The sequence below is a fragment of the Paenibacillus sp. SJS-P3 genome, from assembly GCF_056711585.1.
In genome coordinates this window covers 1,052,452-1,065,233 of sequence record NZ_CM160043.1, presented here as the reverse complement: position 1 = coordinate 1,065,233, position 12,782 = coordinate 1,052,452, and the positions used below count along the sequence as shown (strand labels likewise).

Genomic DNA, 12,782 nt, shown 5'->3' with positions numbered 1-12,782 from the left:
TACATAGACGCGTGGTTCGTAAATAAGATTCAAAAATAAATTTTCTTACATAAAAATTGAAATGGAAACGTTGTCAAAAAGGGTATGCCGCCATAAGGCGACATCCCCTTCCACTTACAGGTATTCGTGGCACTTTATCTGACTTCATTCTTAGGAGAGGATAAATACAGCCTCAGCCCTAATTCAATATTTGCGCGCTTAGCCAAATCGCGGCAACGAGCGCCATGACCGGTGAAGCGAGCGCAGCCGCCAGCTTGCCCGGACTGGCCTGCCAGTTGGCCAGAAACAGGTCCATCCCGGCCAGCAGCGCTCCGGCGATGCAGCCGAGCAGCCCCGGCAGCCATGCCGCGCCGCCGGAGGCTGGCAGAAGCGGCATGCCGAGCCCCGCACCGCATGCCGCATGGAGAAGGATATATGGAGCCTTTCTCCCGAGCAGCCATTTCCTGCAACACCGCTCCAGGGCAAATGAGACCGGCGTGCCGCAGACAGCCAGGACCGTCCCTCCATATAGAATGAACAGGAAGACCCATCCTGCCAGCTCGAATCCCCCCGCTGCCTCTACTCCGTATACCGGTACAAATAGGCTCAGCGAAGCTGCCAGCAGCGTGGCCGCATAAGCGGAAAGAAGCTTGCGGAAAACCGCGCCGATCACGGCATTCATCCCGCTTGCTCCTTACGTTTAAAAGCTGCCATACTCCAGCCCCCATTGGACCCGAATCGCGTCCAGCGTCCCCATGATCTCCACGCTTTCATTCAGGGGCATGATCTCGCTGCCTGTCCGGCTGCTGCGGATGCAATCCATCGCTTCAATCGCCTGGTAGGCATGTCCGGAAAAATCGCGGTTGTCCTCGGCGATCAGAGGCTCCTGCCCATCGATATGGAGCTCCGCTCGGCGGGTCCACAGAAATCCCGGAATATGGATCCGGCCCTTCGTTCCGTATATCCAGGCATCGTTGTTCATGCCAAGACGGATGGACGCATGCAGGGAAGCGGCCGCTCCTCCCTCGTAATCGAACAGGAGCGAGAACCTCTCGTCTACGCCCGTTTCCCCGATATCGACCGTGCTTTGAATCCGCGAGGGCTGCGCTCCGAAAACGAGAGAAGCGAAAGAAACCGGGTATATGCCGGCATCCAGCAGAGCGCCTCCTCCAAGCTGCTTGTTCAACAGCCTGCCCGAAGGGTTCCAGCCCGCGTCGAATCCGAATTCGGCCTTGAGCAGCTTGATCTCTCCGATAGCGCCGTCTGCCAGCCACTTCCGGACGGCGGCGATGGGAGGCAGGAACCGGGTCCACATGGCCTCCATGACGAACAGCCCTTTGCCTGCTGCCGCCGCCTCGATCTCCTGGGCTTCATCCGCATTCATCGTGAACGGCTTCTCGCACAGCACATGCTTGCCGCCCGCCAGGCATTCCAGCACATTCTCCTTGTGCACGGGATGGATCGTTCCGATGTAGACGATGTCGACCTCCGGATCGGCTGCCAGCTCAGCTGCGCTGCCATGCGTGCGGAGGATGCCGTGTTTCTCCGCGAAAGACTTCGTCTTCTCCGGATCGCGGCCCGCCACCGCCGTTACGACGGCACCGGGCGCATGCGCCAAATCCCGTACGAAGCCTCCCGACATGCCGCCCGGTCCCATGATGCCCCAACGAATCGTGCTTGGTGCTCCTTCGCTCACTCGGCTTCATCCTCTCTATGATCCAGCTAACCAGCTCTTCCTACGGTTGTTCGACATCCGCAGCTAATGTCCTCTACGATAAGCCAAATGCAGCAGGAGCGCCGCGGCATGCGCTAAACGGGCTTCCACGCTCGCGGAAACCGCAAAAAAACCGGCATCCGCAGCAGCGGATACCGGTTCGCTTCAGTTTGTTTCATTGGCGATCCGGAACATGGCGCCGACGCCTTTATTGCCGAAGCGCCCTCCCTTGACGGTCAAGGAATAGCTTCCGGGCTGGGGATTGTTGAGAACGATGACGTTCTCTCCTTTGCCCAGGGAGATGCCGGTGCCGAGGCTGCCCGCATCGAGCGTGAGTCCGCTGCCCGCGTCGGCCTTCACGACGACGATCGCCTTGATCATGGCCCCCCGCTTGAAATCCACCCGCTCGGGGGTGATTCCCGCCGCGCTGACGACGATCTGCGCTTCCTGCATATCGTTGTCCGAATCATAGCTGGCCGCAGCGGCTGCCTGCCTGCCGTATTGGCCGACGGGGATAGCGCTGCCCAGGCCAAGCAGCAGGACGCAGGACAAGGCGGCAATCGAACACCAGACAGCAGCCACGCTCCTGTGCGAAGCCGATTTTGCCGCCTGCGGTGAACGCCTTTTCGCTTGCGGCTCCGTCTTGCGGCTCTCGCCGAACCGCAGCAGGCCGAACATCAGTACGATGAAGGCCACATCGATGACATACATCGCCTTGCCCGTCGAATAAGCGGCCATGCCGGCTGCGATGCCGATGCACGAGCCGGCGACGGAAGCGCCTGCCCAAGCCAGCGCCTCGGCTCCTCCAGAGCGGCGCTTCATCAAGGCCGCGCCTGCGGCCGCGAACAACGCCGCGGCTGCGAGCGGCACGGCCAGGCCGTATCCGACAGTCTGCACGGCCGCCGCCCCCATAGCCGCTCCTGCCGTCAAAGCGAGTCCGGAAACGGCAAGCCCGCTGAACTGCGTTCCTTCGGCGGACGAAGCCAAAATTCCGTACAGGGACACAAATACGATAAGAGCCAAGCTTCCCCACTCCAGCAGCATGACGCCACCTCCTGTTCTAATCCTCTATAGCTTGGCGGCAAAGCCCGAGTCCGGGTACACATAGGGAACCAAGGAGGGCTTCGCCTCCTTCGCTTCCGTCACGACGATCTGGATGACCTGCTGACCCTGGTATTCCGTGCGGGCTACCGTGCCGGTCACGCTGACCCAGCTGTTGTCCTCGAATTGGGACGCGGAGTCGTTGACGGCGATAATGCCGTAAGGCATCATATCCGCCGCGCAGTGGATCATCGCCATCCTGCCGACGATGAACTGGGAATCCGTCAATCCCTCCTGACGGTACACGAAGCCGGTCATCGTGATCGTTTTGCCCTCGAAGCGGTCCGGGAACATATTGAGCGCATTGAGCGACTCGATGAACCAGGTGTCGCCCATCGCGATCTTCGGCTTGGCGTACAGCCATTCCGCCAGCTTGGCGTAATCCTTGTTGTAGAGATCGGTATGGAAGCCCTCCGTCCCAGCCTCGCTTTGCCCTGGCGCCTGAACGGCTCTGCCGCCGGATGCCGGAGCATTGGCCAGATTGATGCCTTTGGAATCGGCCAGAGATCCCGCCAGAGACGTATTCGGAAGCGCAAAACCGAGCAAAAGCGGCAGCAGGAACAGGCTGTACAGCATCGCTTGCCGCATGCTTCCCGCAGACGCGCCATGACTGTGCCCTTCATGGTCATGGCTGTGGTCGTGGCTGTGGTCATGGCTGTGGTCATGGCTGTGGCCATGGCTGTTGTCACCGCTGTTGTCATGCGGGCCCGAATGCAGCCCGCAAGCGCAGGCAAGATGCCTCGACCTTCCCGGAGCCGCGCACAGATACAGCTGCAGCAGCCCCCCCGCCGCAAGCCCGTAGGCCGACAGCCTCGCGTAGATGCTCAAGGACGGGGATACGTATAACAGCATCTCGCCCGTCCAGTCCAGCCGCAGCAGGAACGCGCCGAATCCGAGCAGGATCAGGCCCTTTATCCACTGATCCGCTTTAAATCCATCCCATTTCAACCGCATGGCAGCGTTCCTCCTTAGTGTAGAAGCGTCATATCCAGAACGAGTGCGGCAACGAAGACAAGAACGGCGGCGAACGCGCACAGTCCGAGCACAAAACGGGTCCGGAAGACGGCAAGCATCATGAGCATGACCTTGAGGTTCATCATCGGGCCGAACACCATGAACGCGATGAGGGATCCGCCGGTGAAGGAGGCCGAGAACGACTGGGCGATGAAGGCATCCGACGTGGAACAGAGAGAGAGCAGGAACCCGAGAACCATCATGGAAATGCTGCCGGCCGCGCTCCCTCCGCCCAGCGAGGCCAGGTCGGATTGAGCCACGAACGTCATGAGCAGCGCGACAAGAAATGAACCGAACACCACATATCTGCCCATGTCGAAAAATTCGCTGACGGCATGTCCTGCCGCTTCAAAGCCTCTGTTGCGGCCGGGAACCGGGGACAACACCCGGAAGGGCGACGGCGGAGCGGCCGCTTCCGATTGACTTGCGGAATGGAGGCTGGCCGCCGTCCGCAAGCTTGCCGTCTGCAGGCTTGCGGCCTGGGACAAGCTTGCCGTCGGCTGCCGGGAAGCGCGCCCGCGATTGTTGTCCGCAGGCTTGACGCCTGCCGCTGTTGCCGTCAAGGAGGACGCTTCCCCGTCCTCGCCGCGAAGAGCCGGCCCGCTGACGAAGCGATGGACCGCGAGCCCTGCCGCGATGGCGATCGCGAAAGCGAGGCCCATGCGGATCCAGGCGATCTCCGGATGGGTCCGGAATGCGGCGAGCGTCGACCAGAGGACGATCGGATTGAGGATCGGGCCCGCCAGAATGAATGCGGTCGCTGCATGAAGCGGCATGCCTTTGCGGATCAGCCTGCGGATAGCGGGCACCATCCCGCATTCGCAGATCGGTACGATGATGCCGAGCAGGCTTGCCGCAAGCACGGCGAGCAGCGGGTTTTTCGGGATAGCCCTCCGGATGACCCGGTCGGGAACGAACACCTGCAGCAGGGCGGAGACGACGACGCCGATCAGGATGAAGGGAAGCGCCTCGATGAGAAGGCTGAGGAACATCGTCTTGAACAGCTGAAGCTTGCCGTCCGTGCCGCTGCCGCCTTCCTCTCCGGCAAATAGGTAGAGCAGCGTTACAGCCCCGAGCAGAAACAGCGCCAGCAGCGATGCATTGGACTTGGGCTTGGGCTTGGCAGCTTCATTGGCTGCGACAGATGGCTGCATGGCGATTCCTCCTTAAGGGCTTATAGGGACAAAACGCGTTCGACAAGCCAGATGCCTCCGAACAGCAGGGCGGCTGCAGAACCCGCCAGCATGACCTTGCGGTCATGCCTGGAGCGTCGAAGCAGCAGCAGGAGCGGCAGCAGCACGGCCACGATTGCCAGTTGGACGGCTTCGATGCCGAGATTGAAGCTGATGAGGTTGACCGCGAGCTGGTTGGATGGAAGTTTCATGCCTTTGAGAATATCGGCAAAGCCCATCCCGTGCACAAGCCCGAAGAAGAACGTCAGGACCCATCTGCGGCTGACCTTTTTGCGGATTATATTTTCGACCGCCACATAGCAGATGCTGAGCGCGATCAGAGGCTCCACAATCCAGCCGGGCACGTCGATCCAGCCAAGCACTGTCAAAGTAAGCGTCAGGCTATGAGCCACGGTGAAGGCGGTAATGGTAGCCGCATACTGCTTGAACGACTGCCTGGCGATCAGCAGCGAGAACAGGAACAGCAGATGGTCGTAACCGCAGAGAATATGATGAATGCCAAGGCTGAAGAAGGACTTCCAACCGGAGAAAGCCGTTGCTCCGTCGTCTGCGGCCTTGTCATTTGTCGATGGAGTCTCCGAGCCGGCTTGGCCGCTGTCCGTCTGCGGCGCGGATCCGTCGCCAGCGGACGGATGGTCGGGAAGGGCTGCGTAATCGGATTCCGTCAGAAGAAGAGTCCATAAGCGGTCGCCGCCGGACAGCGCGGAGGTGCTCGTCTGCTTGCCGTACTTGATCGTAACCAGGTCGACGTAGTTGGACTTGGTATCGTTCAAATACAGCTGATCGTCGAGGGAAGCCGACTGTCCCGAGACCGGAGCCGGGTAGGAGGCGCGGTAAACCGCTTGGGTTCCGCTCCCCTTCCTGTCCAGGGTTATGACGGCAGCAGCAGCCGGTTTTTGAGCTTCTCCGGCTATTTTCAGCGTGATTTTGCTCTCAAGCACTTCCCCGAGCCGGGACTTGATGCTCTCGAATTCAGCTTCGTCCAGCATGCCGTTCTTGTCTTCGTCCCCGCCCGCCAATTCCATGACGGACAGCTCGTCGATGGCGTAGGTGAAAGCAATCTCCGACTTGCTCAGCTCCAAGGTCGTGTAGCTGGCGCTGTACGCATGGGCGGATACGTCGCGGACGGATGCCAGGCTGACCAGCAGCAGGCCGATAAGGGCAAGCAGCCAGCGGCGACGCGGAATGTCTCTCTTAATGTGGATTCAACTCCTGGATTCATGGTGTGAATGCAAGAAATGCGATGCCCTTCAAGGGAAGAGCATCGCAGATCAATGGCAATTGCTACTTCAACATCAGGTTGTAGAGAAGCTGCGCGGCTTCCGCACGCGTCGAGATTCCCTTCGGCACGAATTGTCCCGAGGATCTTCCCTGGATCAAGCCGAGCGATGCCGCCTGCTTCACCGGCATGGCTGCCCATGGGGCAACCTTAGCTATATCGGTGAATCCAGCGCCAGCTTGCTGGGACGGATCCGCAGCCGCTCCATGGAGGACCTCATAGGCCTTGATCAGCATCGAAACCATTTCCTCCCGGGTAATGAGGCCGTTCGGGTCGAAGACAGCCGCGCTGCGCCCGGAAATGATGCCTGCGGCATAAGCTTTTCCAACCGCATCGGCATACCAGGAGGCGGACGAAACATCCTTGAACGCCGTCTCCTTCGTTGCTTCGAGCTTGAGGGCGTTCACGAGCAGCGAAGCGAACTCTGCGCGCGTGATGGAACGTTTCGGCTCGAAGGCCGAGCTGCTCGTTCCTTTGACGATTCCTTTTGCCGCAAGCTCCACAATCAAGTCATGCGCCCAATAAGACGGCGCCACATCGGCGAACGATTTCTTCACTTCAAGCACGGCATATTTGCTGAAATGCTTGATTTGAGCGGTGATCTCGCCGTTCTCCAGCTTGCCGCCGATATACTCCAGCTTGCCGTCGTCAGCTAAATAATAGATGCCGTACAGCTTGCTTCCACTCGGATCGGCAAGCTTGAAGCGGAGCGTAATCGGCACGCTGAAGCTCGACAATACCGCCGCTTCTCCGCCCGCTGTCCAAGCCGAGAGGTTGAATTCGTACACATCGCTGAGTGCCTTCACGTCGGCCGCGGAGCTTGCTCCGGCTTTTGCCGCAAGGGCAGCTGCTTCCGTGCCGCTCAGCTTGTCCATTTTCAAGGAAAGGTAAGCCGTCTGGCTGTCCGATACCTTGATCTTGCTCTCAAGCTGCTTGAGCAGCTCGGTCGGAATCACGAGCTCGAATGCATGACCGGCTCCTTCAATGCGAAGACCGTCTGCCTTCAGCATGGAGGATATATCCGCTGGAAGCCTGATTTCGGTCGTTTCCGGATTGACCTGTACGGCAGCCGTACCGGATGCCAGCTGTTCCGGCTTGACAATGATGATGCCGTCAGGAACTGGGCTTGCCGTCGGAGCAGGCGTTGCCGATGGCGGTGCTGTCGGCTTTGGCGTCGGCGTCGCTGATGGTGTTGGCGTCGCTTCAGGTGCCGGCGTTGGTTTTGCCGTCGGCGTAGGCGTCTGCGTTGTCGGAGGCTCCGTCGTTGGCGGTTCCGTCGTTGGTGGTTCCGTCGTCGGAGGCTCCGTTGTCGGCGGCTCCGTTGTTGGCGGCTCCGTTGTCGGCGGTTCCGTTGTTGGCGGTTCCGTCGTTGGCGGCTCCGTTGTCGGCGGTTCCGTCGTTGGCGGTTCCGTCGTTGGCGGTTCCGTCGTTGGCGGTTCCGTCGTCGCCGCATTGACCTTGATCAGAGCCGTGGCAGTAAATCCGCCATCGTAAGTCGTAGCCGTAACGGTCGCTTCACCGGCTTTGCGGGCTTGAACGACGCCGTCGTTCACTTCCGCGACCTGATTGTCGCTGGATGTCCATGACACTCCCTGATCGGAAGCATCGGCAGGGTTGAGGATGGCATGAAGGATGGATGTATCCCCTTCCGTCAGCTCCAGGACGCTCGGGTCCAGCGTGATGCCTGTGACCGGCTGAACGATTTCGACCTCAGTCGCGGCGGACAGTCCTGAATCAACCGAGAGCGCGCTGATGACGACCTTGCCCGCTTTGAGCCCGGTAACGACTCCGTAAGTCACCGTTGCTATCGTTTCATCCGCCGAGGACCATTGCAGATCTTTGTTGGTCGCTTGGACAGGAACGAAGTTCACGACGAGCTTGCCTGTTTCTCCCGCCCTGATCTTCAAGCCCGGATTTGCGAAATGAATTTCGACCAGCGGCACCGATTCTACTTTTTTCAATTCCTTGGTGTCGCGCACCCGGATCCGGTCGCCCTCGGAATATCGGCCGGACAAGCCGGCAGCTTCAAGGTAGTCGCCCGGAGCGAGATCCGGAACGGGCCCGCTCTGGGTCGCGATGTATCCGTCTACGAAGACGAGCACCGGACCGCTGCCGTCGTCGATGATGAAGGAATTCGCATCCGGCTTGGACAGCACCTTGCCGGTCACCTTCACAAGCTGGCCCTGGTAGCTGTCCGACACGGACTCCGCCGTTCCGACAGCCTTGGGCTCAAGCGGCTCGCCGCTTGAAACCTTGACGACGCTCTGCGCGAATGTGCCGAACTCAAGCTCGGTGTTGTTCTCAAATATTTTGACATGCCCGTATACCCGGACCTTGTCTCCGACGGCCAGCGAGTCCGCCGGAACGTCGTTGAAGGCCATGATGCCGCCGGTGGCGTCCTGGACATAAAACGCGTCGAAGAATACTCCCGCTGCGGTCGTAACGGTGCCCTCGACCATAACCGGCGTCTCCTCCGGCAGCGTCCTTGCCGCGCCGATCGGGATTGCCTTCGTCTCGAGACCGGCAAGCCAGTTCATGACGGAGACGGAGAGCGGCGCATTGCCTTTTGCATTGTACGTCTCATCCATCTGCTTGTCGTTGAACACGTTCATGCCCGATACGACGATACGGCCTTTGCCGAGCTGTTCGGAGGCGATAAGCGGGAGGCTGGAGCCCCCGGTCACATCCGTCAATGCCGGACCGTTCTTGCCGTTAGACGTCTGCTGGTTGTAGATTACGGTGTCGCTCTTGATGCTGCTCGTATCCTGGAAGGTCGTCTCGTTGCCGCGGACGAGGATCGTGACGCCGTTTCCGTCCGTCAGGACCTCTTTGCCGACCTTGGCCAAGCTCGAGCCGCTATAGTAATCCAGCGTCGAGATGAAATCCGTCAGGTAATTGCTTACCGGCGCCGGATGCGCGCGGACAGAGAAGTTGGACGTGAGCGGATTGCTCCAGAAGTTGCCCTCCGGCGTCTCATCGAAGACGCCGTCGTTGTTCACCCTGACGGCGGAGCTGATTCCGGCCAGAACATCGTTCAGGCTCTGGTTCGAGCCGCCGAAGTTGCTCTTCTCCGACAGCCAGACCGATCCGCCGCCGCTTACGTAGCGGTTGATGGCGGCAATCTCCGAGCTGCTGTAAGTAGATGCCGGGTGGGAAATGTACAGGACGGCCGCATTTTTGAGCACCGCATCGGTGATCGCGGCTGCATTTTCCGCTACCGTATAGCCCTGCTGCCTCATCTTCACCGAGAACAGCTTCATGTTGTCCTTGTAGGTGCCGGCGTCCTTGGTCGTATTCTCGTTGTTCTTGGATGCGTCGATCAGGATCGTCTTGCCGAGCGGAGCCTTGATGGAGAAGATCTGCTCGTACTTGTTCTCGCCCAGATCCCTGTCCGTCGACGAGAGGACGACGATGATCTTGTGCTCCCCGGCGACCGGGCTGCCCCAGACGACGCTGGCCGTCGTGGATGCATTGGTCGCAAGCGAGTCGATGCCCGCCTCGCCGATCAGATGGGCGGCATCCGCCTGGTCATAATAGAACTTCGCCGTGATGTTCTTCACGTCGACCGTGCCCAGGTTGCTGATTCCAGCCTGCAGGTTGGCGGCATAGCCGCCGATGATGGCGCCGTCCGTCGTCGAGACGCTGTTGACCTTGACGGCTACCGGCTCGATCGGGGTCCAGATCGGCGAGGAGTAGATGCGGTCTCCGTCCTTCTGGGTTACCCTCACGACGAACCATTGCTGTCCGCCGACGACGTTGATCGTTTTCGGCTTCCAGTTGTAGTCGGTCGTGTCGGATGTCGGCGTATAGGTTTCGAGCACGCGGCCGCCGTTCGTGACCAGCTCGATCTTGGCGATATTGTCGTTGGACTGCGATTTCAGATAGCTGAATTTCGGATCCTCTTTTTTCTCTAGCAGCGGATCGCTTACCTTGATGTCGAAGTTGAGCGACTTCGTATCGGTCGTGGAGCCCATATACCAGCCGCTTGCGGATACATCCAGCTTGGCGCTCGGGTCCTCCGTGAAGTAGACGCGCATCTTCTTCATCGCATCGAGCAGCGATTCCTGGCTCAAGTCCTTGGAGACGACGACCGTCCGCTGCTTGGTCTGGCCCCAGGTCGCGTCATGGTTGTCCTCGCCGTACGTCGGCGCGACATGCCATCCGATATCGAGCGCGCTGAAGAACTTGTTCTCCGCGTTCGCATACGAGTAGTTGCCGGACCCGTTGCCCACTTCGAGCATCGTGAACAGCCTGTCTACTTTTTTGTCGTACGGAATGAAGTTGTTGAAGGCGTTGGAGCCCATCGCCGGATGGTTGAACTGGGCGACGATGTCGTCATAGCTCACGATCCAGGCGTAATAGTTTTGCAGGCTCTGGTATTTGCCGCCGCTGACGACACGGTCGATGAAGTTCGTCGTCCCGAAGACGTTGGAATGGCCCCACGTCGTTGCCGTCATCTCGAACGCAGGGAATACGACGAACTGGCCGTCCTTGGTGTACTGGGTCGCCAGATCCTTGGTCAGCTGCCAGTCCGAGCCGCCGGTGCGCTCCGGCATGCCGTTGTGGTCGACCGTATCCTTGCCTACCTGCGAGGCGTCGATATCATGGGAATGGTCGGAGAAGGCGAAGAAATCATAGCCGTATTTCTCGGCGGCTTTGAGCGCGTCTTCCGGCGCACCCGCCGCGTCATGCGAAATGTTCGTATGGTTGTGCGTCGTGCCGTAGTAGTGGTTGCCGCCCGTAAAGCGCTGCGCAACCCGGAACGACCAGCTTGCATCCGAAGGATTGCCCAGCTTGTCCTTGGCCGTCACACGCACAGCATGGACGCCTTGGGCGAGATCGTCATCGGGAGTCAGCGCGAGCTTGATCGATCCCTCGGTGAGGACTGCCTTGGCCGTAAGGTCTTTGCCGTCGATGGCGATCGTCAGGGAAGACAGGTCCACGCCGTTCGGATCCTCCAGCTCCACGGACACGAGCGGATGCATCGTCTCGACTTCCTCGTTGTCGCCCGGAACCGGATTGAAGAACTCAGGACCGTCCGTATCCGTTCCGACTTCGACCGTGAAAGGCTTATCTGCGCTTCCTACGGAAGTCGTCTCTCCTCCTCCAGCCGCTTCCATATAGTATTGGAAGCTGTCCGAAGGCACGTTCTCCTTGGCGATCCGGCCGTTGTAGTTGAAGCCGTCGGCCGTGTTCATCAGAATCGGCGTGAAGTCTAGTCCCTCAGCCGCACGGTAGTATACCGTCACCGAATCCACGTATTTGGCGGAAGCCTTGAACGTGACGTCTACTCCGGTATAAGCCTTCAGCAATGGCGTATGCTGGAGCTGCAGATCGCCGCGGACGTCCACCGCGCTGCGGGGCAGAAGGTAGTAGCCGCTCGTATAAGGAGAGCCTGCCTTGCTCTGGCCCACGATGCCGGTGAAGGAGTAGGTTTCGCCCAGCTCCACCGTCGTTCCGGCCATGTCGATGCCGGATTGGGCCACAATGCGGACGATCGCCGCATTGCCGTCGCCGTCGACGACCGTGACATTGTAGTCCGGTCCGGTTGCCGGAATGTTCGACACTTTGGCTTTGATGCGGACGAGCTTGCCCTCGAGCGGCTCAGCCGTTGCGAAGGAGCCGAGGTCCGACGAACGGACCAGCTCGGCGCCAGGAAGCGTGCCGCTTCCTTGGTCCGTCATCGACACGGGCACGAATGCGGAGGTTCCCGCCGCGAAGACCAGATAACCGCTGAGCTTCACCTTTTGTCCCGGCACGATCGGGAATGCCGGCATATCCTTGCCGATGACATTGATGCCTCCGGTGGCATCCTGGATGTAGAAGCTTGTATTTTCGGATCCCAGCGCCTTGTTGGCCGTCGTCACCGTTCCTTCGATCGTCGTGCGGTAGCCGATATGAAGCGGGAGCCCCTTGGCATCGACCGTGCGCGCCGTGCCGATCGGGAGAACGGCGGCGCTTTGATCCGCCGAATCCAGGCGGGTGTAGGCGCTTGTGCCCCCCGCGCCGGCAAACGCCACGTATACCGTGGAAGCCGGGCTCGGCAAGCTCACCGTGAACGAACCGTCAGCCGCGCTTGAAGCTTGGCCCGCTGCAGCCAGGTCGCCGCCGCTCAGCGTATAGACGCTGACAGTCGCAGAAGCCGGCACCGAACCAGCTGTTCCTTGGACCGACGAGGCGGAAAGCGTCAGCTTGCGGGCATCCGGCGCAGCCATCCATTTGGAGTTGCGGATGGTGATTTCCTCCGAGGCCGAGCCGATCGGCACGTTCATGACGAAATCGTTGGCATTGTTTCGGGTCCAGTATCCGTTGCCGAGTCCGATAACGGATCGTGGATCGGAGCCCGCGTCCGTCTTGCGGAGGACCGTGCCGCTGCCTACGTTGGACGTGAAGAACGGCGTTCCCCAATTCGGGGTTTTGAGGTTGAAGCTCGTCGTGGTTCCGTTGCCGTAAGCGACCAGATCCACCAGATCGTTGTCCGTATCGCCTGAGACGGCCGTCG

General features: G+C 60.1%; 7 protein-coding genes. All 7 read right to left on the bottom strand.

Annotation, left to right across the window (positions count from 1 at the left end; genetic code table 11):
• Nucleotides 1-178: 178 nt before the first annotated feature.
• The 7 genes from AC06G8_RS04805 to AC06G8_RS04775 all read right to left on the bottom strand — a co-directional run bounded on the left by AC06G8_RS04805 (nt 179) and on the right by AC06G8_RS04775 (nt 12,747).
• Nucleotides 179-661 carry a hypothetical protein gene (locus tag AC06G8_RS04805; RefSeq protein ID WP_480284568.1) on the bottom strand — a complete coding sequence of 161 codons (483 nt, stop codon included), beginning with the start codon at nt 659-661 and terminating at the stop codon, nt 179-181.
• Nucleotides 662-679: 18 nt separating this feature from the next.
• On the bottom strand, nt 680-1,675 hold the full coding sequence (locus tag AC06G8_RS04800) for a Gfo/Idh/MocA family protein (RefSeq protein ID WP_480284567.1): 996 nt from the start codon (nt 1,673-1,675) through the stop codon (nt 680-682).
• A gap of 183 nt (nt 1,676-1,858) precedes the next feature.
• The gene (locus AC06G8_RS04795; RefSeq protein WP_480284566.1) at nt 1,859-2,737 is read right to left on the bottom strand and encodes a hypothetical protein; all 879 of its coding nucleotides are present in this window, start codon (nt 2,735-2,737) and stop codon (nt 1,859-1,861) included.
• 24 nt (nt 2,738-2,761) lie between these two features.
• A complete protein-coding gene (locus tag AC06G8_RS04790; RefSeq protein ID WP_480284565.1) occupies nt 2,762-3,748 on the bottom strand; it encodes a TIGR03943 family putative permease subunit in 987 nt (328 codons plus the stop codon).
• A 14-nt stretch (nt 3,749-3,762) separates the two neighbouring features.
• Nucleotides 3,763-4,962 carry a permease gene (locus tag AC06G8_RS04785; protein ID WP_480284564.1) on the bottom strand — a complete coding sequence of 400 codons (1,200 nt, stop codon included), beginning with the start codon at nt 4,960-4,962 and terminating at the stop codon, nt 3,763-3,765.
• Between the two features lie 20 nt (nt 4,963-4,982).
• Nucleotides 4,983-6,083: a HupE/UreJ family protein gene (locus AC06G8_RS04780; RefSeq protein WP_480284563.1), complete on the bottom strand. Its 1,101-nt coding sequence runs from the start codon at nt 6,081-6,083 to the stop codon at nt 4,983-4,985.
• Nucleotides 6,084-6,285: 202 nt separating this feature from the next.
• Nucleotides 6,286-12,747, bottom strand: coding sequence for an S-layer homology domain-containing protein (locus AC06G8_RS04775; RefSeq protein WP_480284562.1), 6,462 nt, complete (start codon nt 12,745-12,747; stop codon nt 6,286-6,288).
• Nucleotides 12,748-12,782: the final 35 nt, after the last annotated feature.